Here is a 26,737-nt window from a genome sequence, read left to right as displayed (position 1 = left end):
TTATTTATAAAGCAAGTGATATGTTGATGTATTAATCAACAACTACCCTTTTTCTACAGAGGCATTTGTTTTTCCTTCTGCTTGTTTAATAATTGCTAGTTCGCCACGTGCTTTTTCTACAGTTTCTGGATAATCTGCAAAGTTTGTAATTACACTTTCTAGAATGTATGTTGCTTGATATGCATCTCCTAATGCATAAAAGTTCTTTGCCATAAGCACAAGTCCTTTTGCTCCATACTCTTTAAAACCACTGTAATCTTTAGCAAGTTTTTGCACTGCCACATTAGATGCTTCAAAGTTTTGAGCCTCATTTTTAAAGTAGGCATCATAATACAAAGCCTCTGCTGCTAGTGCACCTGTAGCAATTTTTTGAACCTCGGCGTATGCTGTTTTAGCTCTTGCCTTATCCCCTGTTTTTATAGAAGAGCGAGCAATTATTATTTGCGCATCACTTTTTACTGCATTATCAATTTTTGCATTTCCAAGTACCTTTTCGGCATAGCTTACTGCTTTTATCAAGTCTTCACCTTCATAAAAAGATTTCATGAGATTAGACTGAGCAAAAACAATATTCTGTGGGAAGTCTGCTTCTGTTTCTAGTCGCTTTAACACCGGAATTGCAGCTGTGTAGTTCTTATCTGTAAGATATACTTGTCCTAAACGTGCAAGTGCTTGCTCTGTAAATTCACTGCGCTCCTTTGCAATAACAAATTGGTAATGCGGAATTGTTTTTTTGTATTCCGCTTTCGCGAAAGCGAGCTGTCCTAAATAAAAATGCGCCTGTAATGCATGCTGCCCATTAGGATAGTCACTCAAATATGACTCAAAAAGTCGTTCTGCTTGACCTACATTATTCTCCACATATTGCTTCTCTGCCGAAGCGTATGCAGCATCATCAAGCTCTGCATCCTCCACATCGATAAAATCTAGTGTACTCACCCATTGTCCATACTCATCTACACGACCTAGGTCTATATAAATAAGTTTTGCTGTAGTCACTGCTTGCAATGCCTCCGGAGTCCCAGGATAATCGCCAGCTACCTTGCGCAATAATGCGAGTGCCTCGTCAGACTTGTTTTTATTATCAAGTATTAACGCTTTTTTAAGCATTGCTTTTGACACGTAAGAGCTACCAGGTAAATCTCTTACTAGTTTATCATAAGCTGTAATTGCTTGATCATTTTTGTTTTGAGAAACATAGATATTCCCTAATTCGTAAAGCGCATCATCGCGATAAGTAGAATTTGGAAACTTGGTCGAAAAAGTTTGAAGTCCGTTTATTTTGTCCTCATCCTTTTTTATAAAACCGTAACTCATCGATTTTTGAAAAGTCGCATAATCTTGATCTGTCATATTAAGCGCTATAGACTTATTATAGGCTTCAAGTGCAGGCCAGTACTTACTACTTATAAAACGGCTATCACCTAGACGTAAGTACGCATCATTAAGTTTAGTTTGATCTTGCACACTACTTGCAGCATACGACTCAAAAACTGTCGCTGCTTGCTCATACTGCTTATCAGAAAAATATGCGTAAGCAAGATTATAATTGATGTCTTGATATTCTGGAGTACTTGCAGCATTACTGTTATTTAAAAACTGCTTGTACCCTATAATTGCTTCTTTAAAATCATTTGCAACATAATCACTTTCTGCTTTCCAGTAAGTTGCACGTGTCACATATAATGGATCGCGTGGCTCTTTAAGAGATTTCTTAAATGCAGCAGCAGCCTCTGGATAATTGCCCTCATTATAAAGATCAAGACCATAAAGAAATGCTACTTTTTGATAAGCTACCTTATTATCAAAATTGCTGTTGCTTTCTAGCAAGCGCATTGCCTCTTTATAATTTTTTGAGGTGATATAAGAATCTATAAGTAATGCTTCTAGTTCTGTCTTAGCTGGAGATTTTGGATATGCGTCTATATAATCTGTAATCACAGCAGGTGTAGACTTGTATGCATTACCTATTTCATAGCTCAACTTTGCATAATTAAGACCACTATCTTCTTTAATTTGTGCATTAAAATCCATCTCACTTGCATTTTTAAATGCATTGAGTGCTTCTTGCTTTTTATCTAATTTTAGGTAAGATTCTGCTAAGTGGTAATATCCATTTTGTGCTACACTATTATCCCCATCAATAATTTTATTAAATTCATTGATAGCATTTGCATAATCTCCTTGCTTATAATAAGTATATCCTAGCTGGTAGTAATCTGTATTATTCCACTTACCACGTTTTCCTTTGTAGGCTTGTAAATATGGTAATGCCTCTGCATACTTCTTTTGATTAAAATAGCTTTCTCCTATAATTTTATTAAGCTCAGACTTTTCTGTTGGGTTTGCTTTTGCTAGCTGTGACTTTCCCTCAGAAATTGCTTCATCAAATTTCCCTAACTTAAAATTAAGGTCTGCTTTAAAGTATGCAAGATCCTCATTATATGCTCCTCCTGTCTCTGCTTCTACTTCCTCAAAAAGCTCATTTGCCTCTTCATATTCATCACCCTCATAAGCCATAAAACCTATGTAATACTTAGCCTGCGCTCCATATTTTTTTGAATCACGTACACGGTTTAAGTACTTCTTTGCTTCATCAAAACGATTACTTTTAAAATAAGCATAACCGTTATTAAAGTAAAAAGTCTCCTTTTCTCCAGCTGTAAGCGTACTTTCATCTACGCGATCATACCATTTACGAGCATAAGCAAATTTGCCATTATCAAAGTAATACTGAGCTACATCTAGAAATGCACTGTTGCGCTTTGTACTTGTAGGGTATTCTGTCACAAAAGTGGTCATAAGATCATCTGCCCCTTGCTGATTAAGACGCACTGCCGCGTTTGCAATGTAATAAGCACAATCACCTTTTACGGTGGTATCATCTGTATCTCCCTTTACTTCCTCAAAAAGAGTTTGCGATGCTAGATATTGCTTACTATTATATAAGGAGAGTGCCTTATTAAATTGTACAAGATCATTCGTATATATTGCCGATTGTTGCGCTACAGCAATAGTTGAATATAAAAATAATGCAACAAGTACGTACTTGATTTTATGCATAGTTAAGAGTTGTTTTATGTGTTCTGATCATTATCAGGAATAGACTAAAAAAGTATAATATAAGTACGCTTTCGCGAAAGCAAAACGCATCATTTACACCTCACCAAAGTTAGCTTTCTTCCTTAAGGATAACGTCAGAAATCTTTGTTAATTATATCAAGTTGTGAAAAGGATTTTAACAGTCTAAAAGATTACTTCAAAAAGCAAAACAATTAAAATCGAACCTCTTGCTTCTAAGTAAATTAGCCACCTGAAATAAGATTAGACTGTATTCTATTTTAATTTTGACATCGTACAACACCTAACAATACACAACATTCCTCCATACCTTTGTAATACTAAGAGCAAAAGGAAACATCTATGACAGCAATTATAAAAATCAAACAACTAGGCTTTCAATGGGAAACACAAGATCCATTTCTTTTTTGTGCATATCATCTAGATAATTACCCAAAATGTAATGAGCAGCTAGGTCCCGCTGCATCACTACAAGGACGTAATCTAGGAATGGATTTTGAGCCCCATCCAGATGGATGGAATATGTATCACGGCACTACAGTACCGGGATTTCCTGCGCATCCACACCGCGGTTTTGAGACTGTAACTATTGTAGAGCGAGGTCTCGCAGACCATAGTGATTCTCTAGGAGCTGCTGGGCGTTTTGGAAATGGAGATGTACAGTGGATGACCGCTGGTAAAGGTGTACAACACAGCGAGATGTTTCCGCTACTGAATGATGATAAAGAAAATCCGCTGTTATTATTTCAACTTTGGCTCAACCTTCCTAAAAAGAATAAGCTGGTTGATCCGCATTTTAAAATGTTGTGGAATGAAGACATTCCTATTCATAACTTACAAGACGACGATGGAAAAAGTACAAGCATAAAACTCATATCTGGAGATTACAATGATACAAAAGCTCCCGATGCTGCTCCAGATTCTTGGGCTATGGATACTAGTAATCACGTGGCCATCTGGCTCATTACTATGGAATCAAACGCTGTGTGGAAGACACCCTCAGCAGCTGCTCAACTAAATAGATCTCTATATTTTTATAGCGGAGAAAAAGTAACTATAGAAGGTAATCAGATACCAGTTAATCACAGTATTGATCTTTTAAGTGATCAAGAGCTCGAGATAAATAACAGCAGCACCACTGCAAGTTTTCTACTCTTACAAGGTAAACCTATAAATGAGCCAGTAGCTCAACAAGGACCTTTTGTAATGAACAGCCCTCAAGAAATTCATGAAGCCATCACCGAATTTAGAAAGACGGCTTTTGGTGGCTGGCCTTGGAGTTCTTATGATCATACGCACCCTAAGGAACGCGGGCGTTTTGCACTGCATGCAGATGGTCGCGAAGAGATTAAGTAAGATTTATCACATTTTCGCGAAAGCGTCACACAAAAAAAACACCTCGCCTTTTACAGACGAGGTGCTTAATTTTTAACCTATAGTGTGGGTAAACTATAGCTCTTAATACATAGCTCTTAATGCAGTAACATCATTTGAGCTGAATTCACCATCCTCATTGTTTGAGAAACAAGCTTGCATGATAGAGTCAAAATCTCTTGTTGGAGTTCCAGGTAATTGTATTGCTCCTGTAGATCCAGCAGACTCACCACCACCGCTTCCACAGCTCGCGCGATCATAGTAATCTGAGTGACGGAAACCTATAGAGTGACCTATCTCGTGTGTGATCACGTGCTCATTTACGTTTGTAGATGATCCCTCAAGACCATAAATCTGTACAAACTTATTAGGAAGTCCTTGTGCACTTGGAAAACCAGCTACACCTCCACTTTGACCAGGATTATTTGCAGTGTTGTCATACACTACCATATCACTGTTATTGAAGTTAGTTCCAAATGTAAGACGGAAACGTAATGCAGATCCAGAGATACGGTTGTAGTTATTTACAGCCCACTCTAATGCAGTACGGCCTTTTGAAGAAAGTCCGAAGTTATCATTACCAGTATAACCTATGATATCTACTGTTCTGTTTGCTCCAGTTACAAGGTTGTTTGTTCTAAACTGTCTTGTGTCTTGATTCACTGTCATTTCTTCTAGCTCCTTTGCTGTCACAACAATATCTTCACCTATATAGATACGTTCTTGTACAGTTCCATCAGGAAGGTGGAAATCTCCTTTTGTTACTGCACCTGCATCAAGTTTAAGGTCCTCTCTAATTTTACCTAAAATTCCTGCATCAGTCACAGCTTCTCTAGTTTCTGCTACAAGCTCTTCAGTTACAAGATCATTCTCGATTGCTTCTTCTGTTTCTTTCTCACATGATGTGAATGTAATAGCCATCATCGCGATAGCCATTGCACTAAATTTGAATTGATTTTTCATTTGGATTGTTTATAAGGGTTAACATTTGATCCAAATTTAACTCTTTTTAACAATTAAAATATAGTAATCATACCACTATAACGTTTTCGCTAATATTTTTATCAAATAATCATTTAAATAGCATAATTATTCGCAAAGCAATAAAGGGAATCCTTTTTTGGGAATCAACCACTTGAAAAGCAGCAGATTGAAAACCCATAAAACTACTAGAGTTTTAAAAAATCCAGTAAATATTCAGTATTTACTTGTAAAAATGGCAAATAAAATCATAATATTATATGTAAAATCCTTAATAATTTTACAACTATTAAGGATTTCGCAATTATATGGTCAATTATGAGATATTCTATATTTTGACTTAATTACTGTATGTTATAATCCTCAAAGTCTAGAGGATCAAAGTTTTTGAAATGCCCATTAAGAGCTATTAGTCTTTTAGTCCTATTTACAGATTTAAGCGTAGGTAATGCTATCTCTAGATGTTCTATGAGATATTGTAATCGTCTATCTTCAGAAGGAATTTGTAGCAACTCATATTCTTGCTCTAAGGTCAATCCCATTTTATGAGCAAGTGTGAAACTTCGTATGGTATTGACATTAATTTCTGGCGTTTTCATATCGAGCTCATCATAAAAATCAGAAAGTAATGTGATAAGTCTTATTTTACGAGAAGAAGATGGCTCTTGACGTTCCTCTGTAAATGTAACCTCACCTCCAGCATATAGTCGTTCTCCTAGCGTATTATAAAAGTTCATAAGTTTAAAAACCCTCAAGCCCTTACAGATAATATCTGCAGCTCCAGAAGGATATCGTTTTACTACCTGTGTAACTTCCATTTCTGTACCATAGGCAAGACTATTATTTATATAGGTGGGAATACCAAAGGTGATACCTCCAGATTCACAATCTTGTAATAATTGCTGGTATCTATCTTCAAACACATGTAAATTGAGCGGCTCGCCAGGAAAGGCAACCATTTCTAAAGGGAACATAGGTAAAATCGCTGTAGTCATAACTCAGTTTTATCTACGAAAAATACGAAAGCTTCTGCTCACTGTTATATAATGAACAATTTTTAACCTTATTGTTCAACATTTATTGACATTGTATCTTATCAATTTCCAAAACTCTTCTAATTTTGCTTTAAATACGTCAAGATGAAAAACAGAGATCTTTTAAACGTGGTCAACACCCACGGAAGTCCAGTTTATGTATACGATACAGAGACTATTACGACACAATATAATAGACTTACTAATGCATTTAAGGATGTAAAACAGTTAAGACTTAACTATGCCGTAAAAGCTTTAAGCAACATTTCTATATTACAGCATTTAAAGAGCTTGGGTTCTGGACTAGACACTGTTTCTATTCAAGAAGTACAACTAGGCCTTCTTGCTGGCTTTACTCCAGATCGCATCATCTTTACACCTAATGGCGTATCGCTTGCAGAGATAGAGGAAGTGGCACAAATGGGTGTACAAATTAATATAGATAACCTTTCTATACTAGAACAATTTGGGACAAAGCATCCTCAAATACCCGTGTGTATCCGTGTGAATCCTCACGTGATGGCTGGTGGAAACACTAACATTTCTGTAGGACACATCGATAGTAAATTTGGGATTAGTATTCACCAGCTACCACATGTACTCCGTATTGTGGAAAATACAGGGATGAATATCAATGGAATTCACATGCACACTGGAAGTGACATTCTCGATATTGATGTATTTGTATATGCTACAGAAATATTATTTGATGCTGCACAAAAATTCAGCGACCTTACTTTTATTGATTTTGGTAGCGGTTTTAAAGTACCTTATAAAGCAGGAGACATTGAGACTAACATAGAGGAACTAGGAGAGAAATTAGGTAAACGTTTTAACGCTTTCGCGAAAGCGTACGGAAAACCCCTCACTCTTACCTTTGAACCTGGTAAATTCCTTGTGAGCGAAGCAGGTAAATTTCTTGTACAAGTAAATGTGGTAAAACAAACGACCTCAACAGTGTTTGCTCAAGTGGATAGTGGGTTTAACCACTTAATACGACCTATGCTTTACGGAAGCCAGCATGAAATACGAAATATAAGTAACCCAAAAGGGAGAGAACGTTTTTATAGTGTTGTGGGATACATCTGTGAGACAGATACTTTTGCAAATAACCGTCGTATCTCAGAAATTTCTGAAGGTGACATTCTAGCATTTGATAATGCAGGTGCGTATTGCTTTACGATGGCAAGCAATTATAACAGTCGCTACAGACCTGCAGAGGTGTTGATCAAAAACGGCGAAGCGCATTTAATACGTAAACGAGAAACCTTTGAAGACCTCATAAGTAACCAAGTTATTCTCAAAGAATAATCACACATAAAACTATCATAAAGACCAGCAAACAGCTGGTCTTTTTTATGAATACTCAGTACATTTATACTATGAAATATTGGGTATTTATAGTAGTAATATTTGCAAGTTGCAGCAATCCTATCGAGACAGCATTAAGCTCAAAAAACGAGCTTATAAATACCGTTGTGAGCGATATCAAAAAACACGAAGTACAAATATTATTTACACAAATCGACACGTCAGATAGTGGCGAAATGATATTTACAGATTACGAGTATAACGTAAATACTGATCAATATTTCTATCCAGCAAACACTATAAAACTACCTGTAGCCCTACTAGCAGCAGAGTTTATGGATGCAAATGAGAACCTCAACCTTGACACACCATATATTATAGGTAATGACGACAACCTCCACACAGTGTCTGACGATATTAGACAGATTTTTGCAGTAAGTGATAATGAATCCTACAACAGGCTTTATGAGATTTTAGGTAGAGATTATATTAATAACCGCTTACGCGAAAAAGGACTAAACAACACCCGTGTCGTCCACAGATTATCTACGCCAAATGCTGATAAAGCTAGCAGGAGCAATATTCGATTTTTTCCAGGATATACAGAAGACGTGATTGAATTAAAAAATCAAAGAGATAGCGATATCACTCCAGTTACTATACAAGGAATTAACAAAGGCAAAGGATATATAGAAGATGGAGTGCTAAAAGAATCTCCAATGGACTTTAGCGAGAAAAACTACTTCCCACTAGAAGAGCAACATGTACTAATCAAAAAGCTTATAGCCCCAGAAGTCTTTCCCGCAGCAGAACGATTTGACCTCTCCGAAGAAAGTAGAACTCGCTTACTATCTGCAATGAAAGCACTACCTAGGGAGGCAAAATATACCTCGCCAGAGTATTATGATAGTTACGTTAAGTTTTTCATGTATGGAGACTCAAAGGATGATATACCTACCAATATCAAAATTTACAATAAAGTGGGATATGCATATGGAACGCTTACAGAGACTGCATATATTGTTGACACAGAGAATGACATTCGCTTTATACTCTCTGCAACTATTTTAGTAAATGAGAATGCAATTTTTAATGATGATACCTATGAGTATGAAAATATAGGTATCCCTTTTCTCGCGCAACTAGGCCGTGAGATCTACAAACAAGAAAAAGAGCGTAGGGAATAAAGCACCTTAGATGGAAATTTTGTTACTTCGCAGCACTATCAAGGCAATGCCTTAAATTGACAGCAAATTAATTTGCTTTTACAACCTATAAATCGAGTACTGTGAGCTTAAGAGAACTTAATAAACGCACCACCATTTGTGAACTATGTAGTAACGAATACGATCTTTCTCCATTTATCGTGGAACCAAGAGAAGATGATATTCTTGCCTGCAAAACATGTATCAACCAGATTAACAATCCAGAAGAGGTAGATCCAAATCACTGGAGATGTCTCAATGATAGTATGTGGAGCACAGAACCTGCAGTACAAGTTGTCGCATGGCGTATGCTTACGAGATTACGTAAAGAAGGCTGGCCACAAGATCTTCTTGACATGATGTACTTAGAAGAAGAAACGCTTGAGTGGGCAAAGGTTACTGGAGAGCATATAGAAGAAGATGAAAACACCATCATTCATAAAGATTCTAATGGAACGAGACTGGCTAACGGTGATAGTGTAGTTTTAATTAAAGATCTAGACGTAAAAGGAGCCAACTTTACTGCAAAACGCGGAGAGTTTATGCGTAATATAAATCTTGTACATGATAATCCTGAACACATAGAAGGGCGTATACAAGGCCAACAAGTTGTCATTGTTACTCAATATGTAAAAAAGAGTAGCTAGACTCTACTCTATTTTACTATAAATCAAAAAACGCTCTGGTAAACCAGAGCGTTTTTTTTAGTTCGTTTAAACAAAGCTACCAGTTATCAAAATTGATTAAAGCATTCTTTGCTTGCGTGTATTCTGTTATCATATCTGAGACTATTTGCCCTGCTGGCTTTATATCATGTATAAGTCCAGAAATCTGACCTATTTCTAGTTCGCCATCCTCAAGATCTCCCTCAAACATACCGCGCTTTGCACGTGCACGTCCTAATAATTGTGACAGCTGCTCCTTTGATGGTGCCGTAGTATATAATTCTGCTACCTGCTCATAAAATTTGTTTTTTATGAGTCTTACAGGCGCAAGTTCCTTAAGTGTTAATACAGTATCTCCTTCCTGAGTATCGACTATTGCTTGTTTAAATAATTGATGCGCACTAGATTCTTCACTTGCGGCAAAACGACTTCCTACTTGCACACCGTCTGCACCTAATGTCATTGCTGCAAGCATACCTCTACCTGTTGCAATACCACCCGCTGCAATAAGAGGGATATCTAACTTTTCTTTCACCATTGGTATTAGCGTGAATGTTGTAGTCTCCTCTCTTCCATTGTGACCTCCAGCTTCAAAACCTTCGGCTACTACTGCGTCTACTCCTGCTTCTTGTGATTTTAAGGCAAACTTCACACTACTTACTACGTGCACCACTTTTATTCCGTGCTTCTTTAATTCTTTAGTCCATAGTTTTGGATTACCAGCGCTTGTGAAGACAATAGGGACTTTATAGTCTACTACCGTTTTCATATGCTCTTCTATGTTGGGATATAACATAGGTATATTTACCCCAAAAGGTTTATTGGTTGCTTTTTTACACTTCTCTACATGCTCCACTAAAACATCTGGATACATAGACGCTGCTCCTATTAATCCTAGACCTCCAGCATTACTCACAGCACTTGCGAGACGCCAGCCAGAGTTCCATATCATTCCACCTTGTACTAGTGGATACTTAACGTTAAATAGGGATGTGATTCTATTCATTATGCTTTTATAAATTTTTGAGTAACGATTGAAGTTCCATCGTTTATTTGAATGAGATAAACTCCTTTTCTAAGTGTTGAGATAGGAAGTGCATTTACTTGTTGTGACATACGTTTGGTTGTGATCTTCTTACCTAAAATATCAAAAATGGTCACTTCAACTTGAGTTACTTCCTTAGGCAATACTAATACTGCCATCTCAGATGCTGGATTAGGTAAAATTTGATAGTCTTTAAACTCTTGAGCTTCATTAAACGTTGCAGTGTTTAAAACCTCTTCTAATGCTGCACCAAAATCTGGTATACCATACCCTAACTGCGCAGTAGGATTTTCATATATACTAGCACTCTCCCGAACGAGCTGCATTATACGAGCATTTGTAAGCTCTGGATTTGCCTGCCAAAAGCTCGCTATTGCTCCAGCCATTATTGGCGAACTAAAGCTTGTACCATTATTTGTAGTAATGTTATTATTTTGATCTATAACTGCACTACCCGCTCCCTTTGCTACTACGTCTGGCTTTATCCTGCCGTCACTTGACGGTCCTATACTACTAAAACTAGCATAATTACCACTGGCATTTACAGCTCCTACAGTAAAGGAACCTACAGCATCTGCTGGTGCACTTATCATTCCTGTGCCACTATTTCCTGCACTAGTTACTACTAGCATTCCTTTTTCAAATGCAAGTGTTGCTCCTCTGGAAATGAACGTAGTCTCTCCATCCATATCATCGTAGCTGTAGTCATAATTAGGATTATCAAAGGTTCTATATCCTAGTGATGTATTTATAACATCTACCCCTAGACTATCTGCTCTTTCTGCGGCTTCCACCCAGTAAGATTCTTCTACTGGATTCTCACTTGCCACATCTTCTGTTCTAAAACAGTAGATGGCTGCATCTGGAGCTGTGCCTACAAATTGATTTTCTATAAAACCTACAATGTCACTTGCTACTCTAGTGCCGTGGCTACTGTTTGAAAATTCAAACTCATCGTTATTTCTCCCCACAAAATCATAACCATCTAGCAAGTTTCCTGCATTTCTCAATCGTGAGAATCCTTCATTATTATTAACTCCTGGGAAACCAGAATCCATAATTGCAATTACCATTCCTGCGCCCGTAAAATCTTGCTCATGCAACTCATCTACAGAGAGCATAGTCACTTGATTATCTGTTGCTCCATAATTAAATGTAACTCGTGATTGTGGAGGTAAAGGATCATCTTTTAAAAACTCAAAAGGAGTAGATTGCCTTGTTATACTTCGATCTGCATACTCTATATAATCTACAATTTGCAGTGCTTCTAATGCTGCAATCTCTGCTTCTGTCCCTATTACGTGGATGCAGTTCATCCATTTAGACTTTGCTAGTACAGTAATTCCAGATTCAGATTTAATTTGAGTAATATAATCCTCATTTACGGGCACATCTCTTTCATCTATAGCTACACCGTGTAGCTCTTTACGGTCTAATGCTTCTTGAGAAAGAATAGAAATAGGATTATCAAGGCTGGCCGCAACGTTTTCTTTATCTACAAAAAATACCCAAGCATCCTGCTGGGCGTTTCCATAAGCCGTCATAAGTAGCAGTAATAGGAGTAATTTTATATTCATAAGCAAGAAGTTGAGCTAAGCTCCATAAGGTGAGTATGTAAGTTACGAAATAACTCCAGAACCTAAGCACTCTTCTCCATGATGCCATGCCACAAACTGACCTTCGGCGATTGCGGTTTGAGGATTGTCAAAAATCACATACATTCCACCTTCCACTCTATAAAGAGTAGCTTTTTCTAGTGGTTGTCTATAGCGTATTCTTGCTTCTACTTCCATAGTTTCATCTATAGCAAGCGTAAGGTCTTCACGTATCCAGTGTATTTCTTCCTCTTTTACAAAGAGACCTTTGCGGTACAATCCTCTGTGATTTTTACCTTGACCTGTGTAAATCACATTTTCATTTACGTCGGTATCTATTACAAAAAGTGGCTCTACGGTACCTCCTACTGCGAGTCCCTTGCGCTGGCCAATTGTAAAGTAATGTGCTCCTTGGTGCTTTCCTACCACCTTTCCTTCGGCAACGCTATAAGTTGGTTTTTTTACAAGGTTTTCTAAGTCCGCTTTCGCGAAAGCGTTACTAGCCTCCATACCACCTGCAACCTCAGGAATAGTATCTTCCATAACCTCAACAATCACACCTTCCTTAGGTTTTAATTGCTGTTGTAAAAAGTCTGGTAATCGTACTTTCCCTATAAAACAAAGTCCTTGAGAATCTTTCTTTCCTGCAGTTACGAGGTCTTGCTCTAAAGCAATCTCGCGCACCTTAGGCTTTTGTAAATGACCGATAGGAAATAATGTCTTTGCCAATTGCTCTTGCGATAGCTGGCATAAAAAATATGATTGATCTTTATTATCGTCTGCTCCAGCTTTAAGCTGATACATTGTCTTACCGTCTACTTCAATTGAAGCCTTTTGACAATAATGTCCCGTAGCTACAAAATCTGCTCCGAGAGAAAGTGCTATTTTCATGAACACGTCAAACTTTATCTCACGATTACAAAGCACATCTGGATTAGGAGTGCGTCCCATCTCATATTCTTTAAACATGTAATTAACAATACGCTCTCTGTATTGCTCGCTTAAATCTACAGTCTGAAAAGGAATTCCTAATTTTTCGGCAACGAGCATTGCGTCATTGCTATCATCTAGCCATGGACACTCGTCAGATATTGTCACAGAATCATCGTGCCAGTTCTTCATAAAAAGACCTATCACGTTATATCCTTGCTCCTTTAATAAGTGAGCCGTAACACTACTATCTACTCCACCACTAAGACCTACTACTACCGTTTTCATTTTCTGATATATGTTTGCAAAACATCGGCTAATTATAGCTTCACTTTGCTATTTTAAGAGCTATTATTCTTGCTCATAATTGAGGATGCAAATTTACACAATAAGAGTGCATTTTTTCACATAAGAAGTAGTTGATATTTATAGAGAAAACTTACACTAAGATTACTGAACTCCTATCTTGTTACGAGGGTATTTAATTTCTTTATCTACCCTATCACCTTTATAATACTTCCAGAGACCGTGCTTACGATTATTCTTGTAAAAGCCCTCTACTTCTAGTTGTCCAAAACCATTGTATAATCGTACTGCCCCTTCTAGTTTGTCATTTACATATTGTAATTCTTTAAGTACTTTCTTTTCTTCTGAGTAATAAGTGGCTTTCCCTTCTTTTAAACCTTTCTTATAAAATTCTTGTTGCGCAAGGACGCCATTTATGAAGTAAACAGATCGTTCTCCTTCTAATTTGCCGTTTTCATAATTCTCTTTTATCATTACTGATCTTCCATCTTGATGATATGACAACCACTCTCCTATGTGTTCTCTCTCATTCATCTTTCCTTTACTTACCATCTTTCCATCGGTTGTAAAAAAGGTTACATCTATATAAGGTGAATCTGGCGTATATACTTTTACAGCAGTGGGATGACCTCCTTTACTATCATAAAAATTAAAGGTGCCTACTTCTTGACCATGACTAAAAGCTCCAGTATATCGCAATTGATTTTCATTATCAAAAGTTTTCTGCCATAGGCCGTGGCGCTTACCATCTTCATCAAATTGATTATAGCTTTGTGCTACGCTCAACTGCTGATATTGAGCCATTAGAATTATTAAAACAATTGTTAATCTTGACATTTTAACTATTAATTAGGAGTTTATCTTGTTTAGTCATTTTAATTTTACATTAAACAAATCAAAAACTACATTTTTATGAAAAATCTAATGAGTATTACAAAACTAGCGTTTATTGCATTAACGCTATTAGTTACAATTTCTTGTAACGATGACGACGATAATGGAAACATTATAGAAGGAGAAAGCAACACCATTGCAGACTTTGTAGCAGGTAATGAAAACTATAGTTCTTTACTAGCCGCTTTACAACGCACCAATCTCGACGCCACACTAGCAGGAAGCGGAACATTTACTGTATTTGCACCTGATAACGCAGCTTTTGAAACATTTTTAGATGGAGCTGCTTTAGAAGATGTAGATGATGCGGTATTAACTCAAGTACTATTAAACCATGTTCTTAACTCGACTGTAACTTCTAGCGAACTGTCAACTGGATACGTAAGCAACTTAGCTACTGAGCCTTCTTCTAACGCAAATATAAGTCTATATGTAGACACAACAGATGGTGTTGTACTTAATGGACAATCTACAGTAACAACTGCAGATATTGTAACAGATAATGGCGTAATACATGCCGTAGACACCGTAATTGATTTACCAACCATTATAACATTTGCAACTACAAATCCTGCATTAACATCACTAGTTGCCGCTCTTACAGATGAAGGTAATACAACGTTTACAAATCTATTAAGTGATACAGATGCAGACTTTACTGTATTTGCGCCTACTAACGACGCCTTTGCAACATTTTTAGGTGATAACACCCTTGCAGATGTAGATAATGGCGTGCTTGCACAAGTATTATCAAACCACGTGGTACCGGGAGCTGTTGCGATTTCTACTACATTAAGTAATGGATATGTAAATACAGCTGCTACTTTTGAAGGAAACGAAGATGCACCTATAAGTCTTTATGTAAATACAGATGATGGGGTAACACTCAACGGAACTTCAAATGTAGTTATAGCAGATATTGTAACTGTAAATGGTGTGATTCATGTAGTTGACACCGTAATAGGACTTCCAGATATCACGACATTTGCCACTGCAGATCCTAATTTTTCTACACTTGTTGCAGCATTAACTGCAGATGAATCTTTTGGATATGTAGCTGCATTGCAAACTCCTTTTGGAACATCACCAGCACCGTTCACTGTATTTGCACCTACTAATGATGCTTTTGGAGATTTACTAGCAGACCTAGAATTAGAGATGTTATCAGATATTCCTACAGAGACACTTGCTGCGACTTTAGAATTGCACGTGATTCCTAATTCAAATGTAAGAGCAGAAGATCTTGCAGATCTTGATGGTACTGCAGTTACTCCACTAGGAGGAGCAGATGTAACTATACAAGCAGATCCTACAGCAATCATTGACCCAGATGGCGATGCAAACCCAATTGTCGCTACAAATGTACAAGCTAGAAATGGTGTAATACATGCTGTAAGTAGAGTGATAAGGGACTTATAAAAAAGATTCTTACCCAACTATTTAAAATCTCCCCTGCAATTTATTGTAGTGGAGATTTTTTTTGATCTTACATTACAAAAAAACCTCCCATCTTAAAGTAAGATGGGAGGTTTTAAGTGTTACGCTTTCGCGAAAGAGCACTTATTATATTTAATCTAAATGACCGTATTTGCTAGAATAATCAAGCATTTGATTTTCAAAGCTTTCTGGTTGCTCTACAGTAAAGCCAGTAATTTCCTCACCTTCCATTTGCGGAACGATTACAGGGTTTACAAAACCACTGTAAGGTGCGCTTTTGAATTGGCTATTACGAGCCAGCACTTCCTTATGTATGTCCTGATCTGCAATCACCCCATAATTTTCAACAAGTGCTTTTGCAGCTTCATAATCTCCTTCTGAAGTAATACGCTGCGTCTCTCTTAATAATTCTCCAAAGATTGCACGAAGCTTCGTATAATCTGTGATGTTAAAGTAGGTCTTACCATCACGAGTTACTTTCTCAATAACATTTTCTTTTGCACCACGCTCAAAAGCCCATGCACTTACCCACTGACGATTTACCATGTGTGCTTCTTCTACGTTGTCACCTAATTCAAGACGTATAAGCTGTGTCATCAATCCATTACGGATGTAACCATCGTAAGCAGCCATCCCAGTTTTTTCCCAGTCTTCTACTAATCCTATTTCTTGAAGTTTTGGATCCATAAGGTAATACAGCCCAAAAAGATCTGCGCGACCTTCTTCTATAGTAGACTTATAACGTTTAAGAGTTTCCTTAGGTGTACCCACTCCTTTGTTAATCTGTCCAGAGGCATGACCTACTACTTCATGTAAAGCTGTGTGAAGCTTATCTCCTAATTGTCCATATGCTTCTTCTAGCTCAACTTCCTCTGCATCATGTGCAAATTCTTTAAGACGTCCAGATCCACCAGCATTGTTGTAAGCATTGATTATGTTACCTAGAGAAACCGATTTACTACCATGCGTCTGGCGTATCCAGTTATTGTTAGGCAAGTTTACACCTATAGGCGTAGATGGTGAGGCATCTCCTGCTTCTCCTGCTACAATCACTGTTTTATAAGAAACTCCTTTTACTTCCTTCTTCTTATGCTCTGGCATTAATGGTGAGTTATCCTCAAACCATTGTGCATCTACAGATAGTGCTGCCATCTTTTTTGACATGTCAAAATCTTTAATTTGAACTACTGTCTCATAAGAACCTTTATAACCTTTAGGGTCATTGTAGACTTCTATAAATCCGTTAATCCAATCTATATTTCCTTCTGTAGAAGTTGCCCATGCGATGCAGTAATCATCCCAAGTATCAAGGCTTCCCGTCTTGTAATATTCAATAAGCAGTCCTAAAGCTTTTCCTTGCTGCTCATTTTCGGCAACGGTTTGTGCTTTTTCTAACCAACCGATTATATTATCTATAGCCTCGCCATATAATCCTCCACTCTTGTAAACTTGTTCTACAAGTTTACCGTTTTCTTTTACAAGGCGGGTGTTGAGTCCTTTTTCTATAGGCTCATTTTCATCTACTTTAATTGCATCATAAAATGCTTCTGCCTCTGCTGTAGTTACATCTGGTCCATAAAAGTTAATCGCGCTTTCTAGAACGATATCAACATCTTTGGCTAGGTTTACTTTCTTGCTGTCCTTATCATTAAAGAGTACTTCAAAAGCTTCACCTTCTAGTGTTGCTCCACTTTCAGCAAGTAATTGCTTTAGGTAGTCTTGAGAAAAATCTGGCTTCATCTTAGCATTACTGTAATGGTGGTGTATACCATTTGCAAACCATACTCGCTTCATGAATGTTTCAAACTGCTCCCACTCTTCTCCTGTTTTTGCAACCTTATCAGATGTATAAATCGTCTCTAGCGCGTTTCTTATCTCAAGATTATGACGGTAATTCTGTGCCCACATGATATCACGTCCTGCAAGTCCTGCCTGTGTCATGTAATACACCAGCTTTTGCTCCTTAAGTGTTAGGTCTTCAAAACCTGGAATTTGGTAACGTAATATCTTAATATCGGCAAACTGGCCAACTGTAAAATCAAAATCTGCGGTTGTTGTTTCCGCTTTCGCGAAAGCGTTATCATCCTTATTTTCTTCTCCACATCCTACTGCGAGAATCGCTGCAATTGCTAGCGCGTATAATCCTTTGTGACTCATAAGTTATTTAATAATTTGTGCTCGTAAATATAGCAAAATTCCACACGATGAATTTTGTTATCTTTACTGCAAACCAAACCATCACCAATGAAATTTTTAAAATTTTTACTCTTCGTTATTCTTATTGTTGTTATTGCTGGAGCAATATACTTTGGCACTCAAGATGGCACTTATCAAATAGAAGCCTCTAGAGAGATTAATGCGCCAAGAGAGGTGGTTTACGATATTGTAAACGAGTACAAAACATGGGAAGAATGGGGTCCTTGGAAGAAGGAAGAGCCTACTATGGTTTTTAATTATGCTGATAAAACATCTGGAGAAGGAGCTTCGTACAGCTGGCAAGGTGAAGTGGACGGAAGCATGACTACTACAGAAGCTGTTCCTGGCATTTCACTAAAACAAGATATGACGCTGCAAACACCAGGAGGTGAACGCAAACCTGAGGTGTACTGGACATTTGAAACTACAGAACAACTTGCAACCATAGCAACATGGGGAATCAAAGGTGAGCATACGCTCATGGATAAAGTATATTTTGCCTTTACAGGAATGGACTTTGAAGCCGATATGCAAGAAATGTATGAGCAAGGGCTTACTGGTCTTGAAGCAGCTGCTCGTGAAGAAATAGGAAAATACAACGTTAATATAGATGGAATCACGCAATACAGTGGAGGTTTCTATTTATACAGAACTACTTCTGCCAAAGCTCCTTCTGTACCTACTATCATGTCCCAAAACTATAACGGCATCTCTACATTTATGTCAGAAAATAATATTGCAGTAACTGGGATGCCTTTTACTATTTACAATGAGACATTCCCTAATGGTGATGTTATTATGACAAATGCTTTACCTGTGCGTGAAAAGATTATTGTAGCTGGAGATACAAACGTTTTTAGCGGATATATGCCTACAGTAACTGCGGTAAAAGTTACACTAGTTGGTAATTATATAAATCTGGGAGAGGCATGGAGCACTGCTATGAAACATGTGCAGGACAAAGGATATACACTTTCCAATGAAAAGCCTTTTGAGGTTTATGTAACAGACCCTCAAGATCATCCTAACCCGGCAGATTGGATTACAGAAATTTATGTGCCAATTGAAGATTTAAAATAAGCTCCTTTGAAAACTCTTATACTCGTTTTTATAGGTGGTGGTACTGGAAGTATTGCAAGATACCTTCTAGGGAAGTTTATAAATGATCCTAGTTCTGGTATACCTTACGGCACTTTTGCGGCAAACATTATAGGTAGCTTGCTGATAGGTATTATACTAGGATGGGCACTTAAAAACAACACACTTAACAGTAACACTACATTATTACTAGCAACAGGTTTTTGTGGAGGTTTTACCACTTTCTCCACTTTTGCATATGAGAATCACGTACTTCTAAAATCTGGAGATTTTATGACATTTGCATTGTATGCCATTGCAAGTTTCGCTCTTGGTATTCTTGCAGTGTTTGGCGGAATTGAACTGGCAAAGAGTTTTTAAAATATCGCAGCCTTTCACTTTTAAGTAGGTTAATTATACTTTGATTCTCTTTTTCATCTCCTCTACGATATTAAAAGCAGCTGGACACATCTTTACGTTTTCCATAGTGAGCTTAGAAATTTGCTGAAATTTCTTTCTATCTGTATGTGGAAACTCTCTACAAGCCTTAGGTCTCACATCATAGATAGAGCAATAGTTATCTGCTCCTAGAAAAGTGCACGGTGTTTCTTGTAGCACATAATCCTTCTCTTCATCAATACGTAAATACGTCTTAATAAAGTCAAATTCCTTCATGCGGAAGTGTTTTGAAATACGCTGGATATCCTTATCTGTAAAGAGCGGCCCTGTTGTCTTACAACAGTTTGCACACGTAAGGCAATCTGTTCTTTCAAACTCATCTTCATGCAGTTCTTGCATGATGTAGTCCAAGTTTTTTGGAGGTTTACTGCGCAGCTTTGCAAAGAACTTTTTATTCTCATTCTGCTTATCTTTGGCCAGCTGCGGGAGGGCTTTAATAAAATCTTCCATGGCGCAAAGGTAATCATAAAGCTATGGCAAAAGAGGTAGATATTTTTGGGGCAGCACTCCAAGATTTTATTGATAACAAGTACACAGAAGATATCGTGGTGCACTCCTCTATTGCAGAAGATGATGTAATCCCTATTCCATATTTATTCAGGCCATTTGAAGAAATGCCAGTGATAGAGCAACGAGCATTATCACTTTCTAAGGGAACTATACTCGACATAGGTAGTGGCGCGGGCAGTCATAGTTTATGGTTACAAGAGCAAGGACTTGATGTTACTGGAATAGATATTAGTGAGGGAGCTGTTACGCTTTCACGAAAGCGTGGTTTAAAAAAAGCTGTGCACTCTAACATTCTAGAACATAAAGACACCTACGACACACTTTTACTACTCATGAATGGCACAGGAATTTTTGAGCGAATATCAAAAATTGACGATTACTTAAAGCACCTTAAAACGTTACTCAATAAAGATGGTCAGATTCTTATAGACGGATCAGATATCGCATTTATGTTTGAGGACGAGGATGGCGGATTCTGGATGGATACACATCGTGACTACTATGGAGAGGTGACGTACTCGATGAGCTATAAAGGTGAGCAGAGCTCTAGCTTTGACTGGCTTTATCTAGACTATGAAAGACTTGCATGGTATGCACAAAAAAATGAGCTCAATTGTGAGCTCATTTTAGAAGGTGATCATTATGAATATCTAGCGAAACTTACGCTTACATAGTATATCCCTTTTCGGCAAGTTTATCTACCATCATTCTGTATAAATCTCTACTCCAGATTTCTGATATTTCTCCTATGTTCTGAGCAATATCTGGCTCCACAGTTAAGATTTTTTGTCCTGTAGGTGTATTATAAAATACCGTTACTTCTTTCTGTTGTTCGTAATCTAATGCCGTTTTATCTGTAAGCATTTGACGTCCTGCACCCGTTTCATAAAAGGCAAGCATATTCTGAATGTCCTCTTGATTATAGCTTCCTCTATAAGCAGAAACCAGCATATTTAAGATGCGATCTACTTGTTTAGGTGTTTCTGTCTTTAATTCGTTCCACACAGCGTCTGGAACATTCTTGCTAGCGTATTGATTTTTTAATAAATCAAAGAGGCCATTAGTTGCGTTACTATACTGATCTGCAGTACCATTCACTTGAAAATATTTCAAAACTTGCTCGTGATACGTTTTCTCCTGCGAGTATCCAGCTAAAGAAGTAAAGAGAAATACGGCTATAAATAATTTTTTCATCATTTTTGTTGTTCTAATAAGGGCATAAATATAGAACATTATACACATGAAATCATTGAAACAGCTTGCATTTTTAATACTATCACTCCTTTTTATTATAAGTTGTGACGATGATGATCCTACTACACTATCATCTGACCCAACAGAGAATGCTGCAAATAAACAACCACTAGGAACCTCTGCAAACGAATTACTATCTAGTGATGAGTTTACTAGCTTACGAGTAGAAATAGCATATCCAGAAGGTTTTAGACCAACGGATAGCACTATAGAATTATTAATTCCATTTCTTGAAGAACGACTTAACAAACCAGACGGTATTACACTTGTAGAATCTACAGTAATAACAAATACAGAAGGTCCATATGATATAAATGATATCGTGGCCATAGAAGATGCGAATAGATCTGTTTTTAATAATGGGGATGAAATGGGCGTGTGGCTATTCTTTTCTGACGAAAGCAACCCAACAGATACTGACACTTCTGTAGTATTAGGTACTGCCTACAGAAACACATCGATGGTTATCTATGAAAAAACTTTAATAGATATAAGTGAGAATGCTATAACTCCTGGTAACAGAACAGCAATTGAAACAGGTACTATCCGTCATGAGTTTGGTCATATTTTTGGACTTGTAAATGGTGGAACACCACTTACGTCTGATCACCATGATGAGGAAAATGGTAGACACTGTAGCGTAGAAGATTGCTTAATGTATTTTCAAACCGTAACTACCATCTTTAATACTAGTAATACCGCTTCACTTCCTAATTTTGATGCTTTATGTATTCAAGATTTACAAGCAAACGGAGGGTTATAAAAGTTTATTACAACAACTAAAAAAGGGATTGACTTACGTCAATCCCTTTTTTAATACAATTTAATTTAATCAAGTTATTCCTCTACAAATGGCACTTCTTCAAGTTCTAATGTATCTGTATATTTCATAAGATACACAGCGTTATTTGAAAAGCCGCCTTTTGCTCTTGAGCTATACTTAAACTTGTTTTCTACATAATCTGTCTCGACACCTGTCGCTGCCGCAGCATATAAATCTGATGAGTAAGCTAGACGCAACAATGTATCATACATTACATCATATCCTCTTATTGCTGCCTCACTAGGACTTACACCATACATAGTCTCGTAACTATCAATAAAAGCTTTTGCTTTATTGTACTTATATTCTTTTTCTACAGATGGAAAATGGAAAGCAAGATTCTTTAAATGATCATGCTGTATCTCATCACTATCATAAGCATTACTCCTATCAGTAGTAAACATCACTACTTTCATAGTACCCAATTGCCCATTAAGACTTGTAGTAACACTACTAATTAAAGGAACATCATTAGTCTCTACAATCACCCAATTTTCTAGTTCGCTAGAAAGCTGTGCTGGAATATCACCTGGATATAAGAAGTATCCTTTATCGTTAGAGCGAGGTGTTACCGTCTTTAGATTAGGGAAAATAGCTCTTATCTTTGATAATGTAACGCTATTTTTCTTATCTGCTATTACCACAATATTTTTACCTGACCCATTAGCCTTTAAGTAAGAAAGCATCTTTTTACTTAACAAATCATCCTCTGGTCTTGATACAAAAATATTATTTCTTCCAGCCACCTTATTAGACATAGGTGATATTACAGGTATGTTGCGTGCATTGAGTAGTGATGACACTCTATCTATATTATTACCTAAAAGCGGTCCTATTACAGCATTAACCGCAGAAAAATCATTTGACTGTATAATAGTTTCTACTTTGCGTGCATTTGTTGCCGCGCCATCTTTACGATTGTATGAGGTATCATAGGTATCTACAACGGTGGTAATACCAGCTTTTTTAGCATCTTGAACTGCCATAAGCATACCACTGTATAAGTCTAATGATAGTCTAAGAATACGATCATCTCTAAGTAAATTTTCATTTACCTCTGCATTACCCGTATTTACACGCCCTACTCCAAAAGGAAGCATTATAGCAACACGTTTTGGTGAGAAATCAGTTAATTGATTAACTAAAGATCCTTTTTCACCCTCTAAAATAGTAACATCAGGGTTTCCTGCAACGGCTTGCGTTGATGTACCAGAACCTGGACTTCCCTTAGGCACTTTGAGGATCATTCCTTCCTTAAGACCTTCGTCTAGTGCTGGGTTTAATGCGATTAACTCATCTGCTTCTAGCTTAAAAATACGTAACAAACTATATAGTGTATTTCCTTTCTGCACTTCATAAAAGGCATACTCATCATTATCTATGATGGTACTCTTTGCAAAATTTGCTTTAGGAACTCTTAGTTTATCACCTATTTTAAGACCTTCTCTAAGCGACGGATTTGTACTTTCAAGCTCTGCTATGGTAATTCCATACTTTCTAGCGATCCCGTATTTAGTCTCTTTTGCTATAACATCATGAGTTATATAAGCTCCTTGAGAATCTGGTAAGTTTACTGTGGTATCTGTCACCGCACTTTCAGAATAATTTACAGGTATGCGCAGCTTGTCACCTTTGCGTAGCACTTCGCTATATAAAGACTTATTAAAACGCTTTATCGTCTCTTGAGAAACACCATACTTTTTAGAAATGCTATAAAGTGTCTCCTTGCGTTTTACCTTGTGCGTTTTAAACTTTACATTATCTTGAGTAACATTATCTACCTTTCTAACAGCAGTTGCTGTAGATGGCAATATCAATACCAAACCTTCGTAAACTTCTTTACGAGCATCTGGATTGAGCTTAGTGATTTCTTTTGTAGTAATACCATACTTATCGGCTATGTCTTTTAGTGTTTCTCCAGCTTTCACTTGATGAGAAACAAACTTTTGAACAGTAGCAGTATTGCTAGATATTGTAGCTGCTGGTGTTGAGCACGCTTTCGCGAAAGCGCTAAAAACAACTATCGCAATTACAGTAATATATTTTTTCATAGTTAAGATTTATTCCCACTCAATTGTAGCAGGTGGCTTAGAGCTTATGTCATAGACTACTCTATTAACGCCTTTTACCTTATTAATTATATCGTTAGACACTTTTTGTAAAAATTCATAAGGAAGATTTACCCAGTCTGCCGTCATTCCATCTGTACTCTCTACAGCCCTAAGTGCAACGCATTTTTCATATGTGCGCTCATCACCCATCACTCCTACAGAGTTTACTGGTAATAACATTGCTCCTGCTTGCCATACTTTATCATATAATCCCCACTCACGAAGACCACTGATAAATATATGATCTACTTCTTGTAAGATGCGTACTTTCTCGGCAGTAATGTCACCTAGAATTCTAATCGCAAGACCAGGTCCTGGAAAAGGGTGTCTTCCTAAAAGTTCTTGTGACAACCCCATGCTCGCTCCTACTCTACGCACCTCGTCTTTAAATAACATTCTTAAAGGCTCTACTACTTGAAGTGTCATATAATCTGGTAATCCTCCCACGTTGTGGTGAGATTTTATAGTTGCGCTAGGTCCTCCCGTTGCACTTACAGACTCAATAACGTCTGGATAAATAGTACCTTGACCAAGCCACTTTGCATTTTCTACCAGTTTACTTTCGTCATCAAATACTTCTACAAAAACGCGTCCTATAGCTTTACGCTTAGTCTCTGGATCGCTCTCTCCTTCTAGCGCTTCCAAGAAACGTGCCGAAGCATCTACACCTTTTACATTAAGACCCATACCTTCGTATTGCTTAAGTACTTGAGTGTATTCGTCTTTACGTAGCAATCCATTATTTACAAAGATGCAATATAGATTCTTGCCTATTGCTTTATGTAGTAAAGTTGCTGCAACAGTACTATCTACACCTCCAGAGAGTCCTAAAATTACACGATCGTCATTAAGCTTTGCTTTTAGATCTGCAACCGTAGTATCTACAAAGGCATCTGGCGTCCATGTTTGAGCTACTCCTGCTATTTTTACTAAGAAGTTTTCTAAAATCTGCTTCCCGTCTGTAGAGTGATATACTTCTGGGTGAAACTGTATTCCATAAGTTTCTTCTCCTTCTAGTTTATATCCAGCGTTTTCCACATCATGTGTCGATGCAATACGCTTTGCTCCTGCTGGTAGTTTCTTGATGGTATCACTATGACTCATCCACACCTGACTTCCTACAGAAACACCTTCTAAGAAAAGCTCTCCTTCGTCTACTACAGAAAGTTTTGCTCGTCCATACTCACGAGTATTAGATTGTCCTACCTCACCATCATAAAAGTGAGCAAGGTATTGAGCTCCGTAACAAACTCCCAGAAGAGGTTTTTTACCTTTTATTTCTGAAAGATCTGGATGCGGTGCATCTTCTCCTCTTACAGAATGCGGTGATCCCGAAAGGATTACAGCCTTATAAGAAGAAAGATCTTTAGGTGGATTATTAAATGGTTTTATCTCGCAGTATATATTTAATTCTCGCACTCTACGTGCTATTAACTGCGTGTATTGAGACCCGAAGTCTAATATGAGGACGTTATTTTGCATAGACAAAAATAGCATAATTTGATAGAGTTCCTATAAAGACAAAAGCAGAAATATTTGGATTTTTTTCTACAGCGCTTTTACCATTAGAGGACATCCCATGTAACCACTTAAACTTATTTAAAATTGCAGTCTATAATAGCTACTAAGTTAAAGGTTATAATGACTTTTATTAATCCGTTGCATGAAGAATGCAACAGCAGTTATATTTCAGAAATTAGTAACCTATAAACGGTGATTTCTACCTACTCAACGAGAAGTAGTGAAGTACATTAATTACTAATTTTAAACTATTATAAAATATTTAGTTTTACATGCAATTATGTATCTCTAACTATATTTAATAGTAAGTAACGACCACATAAACAACTTCTTATAAATCCTTATGACCGAAGATGAAAACAATCACTATGAAAGCGGAATAGATGAATGGCGTACGCTTCCTGTTTTTAGACAAGGCGTTGTGATTCTTCATCTTGTAGAGCATATCATAGAAGGTATTAAGCTAGAGGACAACAATCCTAACTCTCAATATAAAAAAGCGCTCTACCAAAGATATACACAACAAATGATGGATAATGCGATTCTTATTCCATCTGCCATAGCCACTGCTCACGGAGTAGATCTGTATGACCTCAAAATGGAGAATGCTACCGTAGTAAGAAAGGCGGCTAGAGAAATCATTCAGGATTCAAAAGGTTTACTAGCCTCTGGCTATAAAGATGTTGAGTATCTCGATTTATTAGGAGATGCTATTGAGATGCTTAGACCTATTTTTGCTCGCTGGGTTCAGACCTTTGATGCCACTCAATATATCATTGATAGATGGGGTCTCTTTAATCCCCCAGGTGTAAATTTTGATGATCCCGCCCAACTAAAGAACATAGACCCAAACACATTTTTAAATAATCTAGATGAAGATGATGACTGGGAGGATAGTGAGGACGAAGGCTTAAAAAATTAAGCTTCT

Annotated in this window: 22 protein-coding genes; 10 read left to right on the top strand and 12 right to left on the bottom strand. The window is 37.3% G+C overall.

The window, feature by feature from the left end; genetic code table 11:
* Window positions 1-42: 42 nt before the first annotated feature.
* Window positions 43-3,063 carry a tetratricopeptide repeat protein gene (locus SJY37_RS10915; protein WP_379953063.1) on the bottom strand — a complete coding sequence of 1,007 codons (3,021 nt, stop codon included), beginning with the start codon at window positions 3,061-3,063 and terminating at the stop codon, window positions 43-45.
* A 360-nt stretch (window positions 3,064-3,423) separates the two neighbouring features.
* On the opposite strand from SJY37_RS10915, the gene SJY37_RS10910 reads away from it, so the two are divergent.
* Entirely contained in the window at window positions 3,424-4,437 is a 1,014-nt protein-coding gene (locus tag SJY37_RS10910; RefSeq protein ID WP_379953062.1) for a pirin family protein, read from the top strand.
* Between the two features lie 102 nt (window positions 4,438-4,539).
* On the opposite strand, the gene SJY37_RS10905 is transcribed toward SJY37_RS10910, so the two are convergent.
* Window positions 4,540-5,418: a zinc-dependent metalloprotease gene (locus tag SJY37_RS10905; protein ID WP_298324152.1), complete on the bottom strand. Its 879-nt coding sequence runs from the start codon at window positions 5,416-5,418 to the stop codon at window positions 4,540-4,542.
* Window positions 5,419-5,780: 362 nt separating this feature from the next.
* A complete protein-coding gene (locus SJY37_RS10900) occupies window positions 5,781-6,431 on the bottom strand; it encodes an LON peptidase substrate-binding domain-containing protein (protein WP_298324147.1) in 651 nt (216 codons plus the stop codon).
* Between the two features lie 144 nt (window positions 6,432-6,575).
* Here SJY37_RS10900 and lysA point away from each other — a divergent pair, with 144 nt between their 5' ends.
* The 3 genes from lysA (at window position 6,576) to SJY37_RS10885 (ending at window position 9,633) form a co-directional block, all read left to right on the top strand.
* Window positions 6,576-7,781 (top strand): diaminopimelate decarboxylase, encoded by a 1,206-nt coding sequence (lysA, locus tag SJY37_RS10895; RefSeq protein WP_298324144.1) that lies wholly within the window; start codon window positions 6,576-6,578, stop codon window positions 7,779-7,781.
* 71 nt (window positions 7,782-7,852) lie between these two features.
* Window positions 7,853-8,968, top strand: coding sequence for a serine hydrolase (locus SJY37_RS10890; protein ID WP_298324141.1), 1,116 nt, complete (start codon window positions 7,853-7,855; stop codon window positions 8,966-8,968).
* Between the two features lie 101 nt (window positions 8,969-9,069).
* A complete protein-coding gene (locus tag SJY37_RS10885; protein WP_298324137.1) occupies window positions 9,070-9,633 on the top strand; it encodes an alkylphosphonate utilization protein in 564 nt (187 codons plus the stop codon).
* Window positions 9,634-9,709: 76 nt separating this feature from the next.
* Here SJY37_RS10885 and SJY37_RS10880 read toward each other — a convergent pair whose 3' ends face one another.
* From SJY37_RS10880 to SJY37_RS10865, 4 genes are all read right to left on the bottom strand, one after another.
* Window positions 9,710-10,657 carry a nitronate monooxygenase family protein gene (locus tag SJY37_RS10880; RefSeq protein WP_298324135.1) on the bottom strand — a complete coding sequence of 316 codons (948 nt, stop codon included), beginning with the start codon at window positions 10,655-10,657 and terminating at the stop codon, window positions 9,710-9,712.
* Window positions 10,657-12,273 (bottom strand): S8 family serine peptidase, encoded by a 1,617-nt coding sequence (locus tag SJY37_RS10875; protein ID WP_298324132.1) that lies wholly within the window; start codon window positions 12,271-12,273, stop codon window positions 10,657-10,659. The genes SJY37_RS10880 and SJY37_RS10875 overlap by 1 nt, the downstream gene beginning before the upstream one ends.
* 42 nt (window positions 12,274-12,315) lie before the next feature.
* Window positions 12,316-13,509, bottom strand: a complete 1,194-nt coding sequence (mnmA, locus tag SJY37_RS10870; RefSeq protein WP_298324130.1) for a tRNA 2-thiouridine(34) synthase MnmA — start codon at window positions 13,507-13,509, stop codon at window positions 12,316-12,318.
* A 162-nt stretch (window positions 13,510-13,671) separates the two neighbouring features.
* On the bottom strand, window positions 13,672-14,364 hold the full coding sequence (locus tag SJY37_RS10865; protein ID WP_298324127.1) for a toxin-antitoxin system YwqK family antitoxin: 693 nt from the start codon (window positions 14,362-14,364) through the stop codon (window positions 13,672-13,674).
* 75 nt (window positions 14,365-14,439) lie between these two features.
* On the opposite strand from SJY37_RS10865, the gene SJY37_RS10860 reads away from it, so the two are divergent.
* On the top strand, window positions 14,440-15,840 hold the full coding sequence (locus tag SJY37_RS10860) for a fasciclin domain-containing protein (protein WP_298324124.1): 1,401 nt from the start codon (window positions 14,440-14,442) through the stop codon (window positions 15,838-15,840).
* A 150-nt stretch (window positions 15,841-15,990) separates the two neighbouring features.
* Here SJY37_RS10860 and SJY37_RS10855 read toward each other — a convergent pair whose 3' ends face one another.
* Entirely contained in the window at window positions 15,991-18,015 is a 2,025-nt protein-coding gene (locus SJY37_RS10855) for a dihydrofolate reductase (RefSeq protein WP_298324121.1), read from the bottom strand.
* An 87-nt stretch (window positions 18,016-18,102) separates the two neighbouring features.
* Here SJY37_RS10855 and SJY37_RS10850 point away from each other — a divergent pair, with 87 nt between their 5' ends.
* The gene (locus SJY37_RS10850; RefSeq protein ID WP_013749528.1) at window positions 18,103-19,134 is read left to right on the top strand and encodes a GyrI-like domain-containing protein; all 1,032 of its coding nucleotides are present in this window, start codon (window positions 18,103-18,105) and stop codon (window positions 19,132-19,134) included.
* A gap of 6 nt (window positions 19,135-19,140) precedes the next feature.
* Window positions 19,141-19,512 (top strand): fluoride efflux transporter CrcB, encoded by a 372-nt coding sequence (gene crcB / locus SJY37_RS10845; RefSeq protein WP_013749529.1) that lies wholly within the window; start codon window positions 19,141-19,143, stop codon window positions 19,510-19,512.
* Window positions 19,513-19,545: 33 nt separating this feature from the next.
* On the opposite strand, the gene SJY37_RS10840 is transcribed toward crcB, so the two are convergent.
* Window positions 19,546-20,040, bottom strand: coding sequence for a YkgJ family cysteine cluster protein (locus SJY37_RS10840; RefSeq protein WP_013749530.1), 495 nt, complete (start codon window positions 20,038-20,040; stop codon window positions 19,546-19,548).
* A gap of 23 nt (window positions 20,041-20,063) precedes the next feature.
* On the opposite strand from SJY37_RS10840, the gene SJY37_RS10835 reads away from it, so the two are divergent.
* Entirely contained in the window at window positions 20,064-20,774 is a 711-nt protein-coding gene (locus SJY37_RS10835) for a bifunctional 2-polyprenyl-6-hydroxyphenol methylase/3-demethylubiquinol 3-O-methyltransferase UbiG (protein WP_298324109.1), read from the top strand.
* Here SJY37_RS10835 and SJY37_RS10830 read toward each other — a convergent pair.
* Window positions 20,767-21,297, bottom strand: a complete 531-nt coding sequence (locus SJY37_RS10830) for a DUF2059 domain-containing protein (RefSeq protein WP_298324107.1) — start codon at window positions 21,295-21,297, stop codon at window positions 20,767-20,769. The two genes, SJY37_RS10835 and SJY37_RS10830, sit on opposite strands and share 8 nt — an antisense overlap.
* Before the next feature lie 43 nt (window positions 21,298-21,340).
* On the opposite strand from SJY37_RS10830, the gene SJY37_RS10825 reads away from it, so the two are divergent.
* Window positions 21,341-22,117 (top strand): membrane metalloprotease, encoded by a 777-nt coding sequence (locus SJY37_RS10825; protein WP_298324104.1) that lies wholly within the window; start codon window positions 21,341-21,343, stop codon window positions 22,115-22,117.
* Window positions 22,118-22,191: 74 nt separating this feature from the next.
* Here the strand turns inward: SJY37_RS10825 and SJY37_RS10820 are convergent, their stop codons facing one another.
* Together SJY37_RS10820 and guaA are read right to left on the bottom strand one after the other, a co-directional pair.
* Complete coding sequence (locus SJY37_RS10820; RefSeq protein WP_298324101.1) at window positions 22,192-24,228, bottom strand: LysM peptidoglycan-binding domain-containing protein; 2,037 nt, start codon at window positions 24,226-24,228, stop codon at window positions 22,192-22,194.
* 9 nt (window positions 24,229-24,237) lie between these two features.
* A complete protein-coding gene (gene guaA / locus SJY37_RS10815) occupies window positions 24,238-25,770 on the bottom strand; it encodes a glutamine-hydrolyzing GMP synthase (RefSeq protein ID WP_298324098.1) in 1,533 nt (510 codons plus the stop codon).
* 382 nt (window positions 25,771-26,152) lie between these two features.
* Here guaA and SJY37_RS10810 point away from each other — a divergent pair, with 382 nt between their 5' ends.
* The gene (locus tag SJY37_RS10810; protein ID WP_298324095.1) at window positions 26,153-26,731 is read left to right on the top strand and encodes a hypothetical protein; all 579 of its coding nucleotides are present in this window, start codon (window positions 26,153-26,155) and stop codon (window positions 26,729-26,731) included.
* Window positions 26,732-26,737: the final 6 nt, after the last annotated feature.

The organism is Dokdonia sp. R78006 (genome assembly GCF_042466145.1).
GTDB lineage: Bacteria > Bacteroidota > Bacteroidia > Flavobacteriales > Flavobacteriaceae > Dokdonia.
This window is presented reverse-complemented; position numbering and strand designations above follow the sequence as displayed.

What these genes read in the sequence shown, in the direction of transcription:
- SJY37_RS10915 (WP_379953063.1), bottom strand. Translation starts at nt 3,063, where the DNA reads ATGCATAAAATCAAGTACGTACTTGTTGCATTATTTTTATATTCAACT.
- SJY37_RS10910 (WP_379953062.1), top strand. Translation starts at nt 3,424, where the DNA reads ATGACAGCAATTATAAAAATCAAACAACTAGGCTTTCAATGGGAAACA.
- SJY37_RS10905 (WP_298324152.1), bottom strand. Translation starts at nt 5,418, where the DNA reads ATGAAAAATCAATTCAAATTTAGTGCAATGGCTATCGCGATGATGGCT.
- SJY37_RS10900 (WP_298324147.1), bottom strand. Translation starts at nt 6,431, where the DNA reads ATGACTACAGCGATTTTACCTATGTTCCCTTTAGAAATGGTTGCCTTT.
- lysA (WP_298324144.1), top strand. Translation starts at nt 6,576, where the DNA reads ATGAAAAACAGAGATCTTTTAAACGTGGTCAACACCCACGGAAGTCCA.
- SJY37_RS10890 (WP_298324141.1), top strand. Translation starts at nt 7,853, where the DNA reads ATGAAATATTGGGTATTTATAGTAGTAATATTTGCAAGTTGCAGCAAT.
- SJY37_RS10880 (WP_298324135.1), bottom strand. Translation starts at nt 10,657, where the DNA reads ATGAATAGAATCACATCCCTATTTAACGTTAAGTATCCACTAGTACAA.
- SJY37_RS10875 (WP_298324132.1), bottom strand. Translation starts at nt 12,273, where the DNA reads ATGAATATAAAATTACTCCTATTACTGCTACTTATGACGGCTTATGGA.
- mnmA (WP_298324130.1), bottom strand. Translation starts at nt 13,509, where the DNA reads ATGAAAACGGTAGTAGTAGGTCTTAGTGGTGGAGTAGATAGTAGTGTT.
- SJY37_RS10865 (WP_298324127.1), bottom strand. Translation starts at nt 14,364, where the DNA reads ATGTCAAGATTAACAATTGTTTTAATAATTCTAATGGCTCAATATCAG.
- SJY37_RS10860 (WP_298324124.1), top strand. Translation starts at nt 14,440, where the DNA reads ATGAAAAATCTAATGAGTATTACAAAACTAGCGTTTATTGCATTAACG.
- SJY37_RS10855 (WP_298324121.1), bottom strand. Translation starts at nt 18,015, where the DNA reads ATGAGTCACAAAGGATTATACGCGCTAGCAATTGCAGCGATTCTCGCA.
- SJY37_RS10850 (WP_013749528.1), top strand. Translation starts at nt 18,103, where the DNA reads ATGAAATTTTTAAAATTTTTACTCTTCGTTATTCTTATTGTTGTTATT.
- SJY37_RS10840 (WP_013749530.1), bottom strand. Translation starts at nt 20,040, where the DNA reads ATGGAAGATTTTATTAAAGCCCTCCCGCAGCTGGCCAAAGATAAGCAG.
- SJY37_RS10835 (WP_298324109.1), top strand. Translation starts at nt 20,064, where the DNA reads ATGGCAAAAGAGGTAGATATTTTTGGGGCAGCACTCCAAGATTTTATT.
- SJY37_RS10830 (WP_298324107.1), bottom strand. Translation starts at nt 21,297, where the DNA reads ATGATGAAAAAATTATTTATAGCCGTATTTCTCTTTACTTCTTTAGCT.
- SJY37_RS10825 (WP_298324104.1), top strand. Translation starts at nt 21,341, where the DNA reads ATGAAATCATTGAAACAGCTTGCATTTTTAATACTATCACTCCTTTTT.
- SJY37_RS10820 (WP_298324101.1), bottom strand. Translation starts at nt 24,228, where the DNA reads ATGAAAAAATATATTACTGTAATTGCGATAGTTGTTTTTAGCGCTTTC.
- guaA (WP_298324098.1), bottom strand. Translation starts at nt 25,770, where the DNA reads ATGCAAAATAACGTCCTCATATTAGACTTCGGGTCTCAATACACGCAG.
- SJY37_RS10810 (WP_298324095.1), top strand. Translation starts at nt 26,153, where the DNA reads ATGACCGAAGATGAAAACAATCACTATGAAAGCGGAATAGATGAATGG.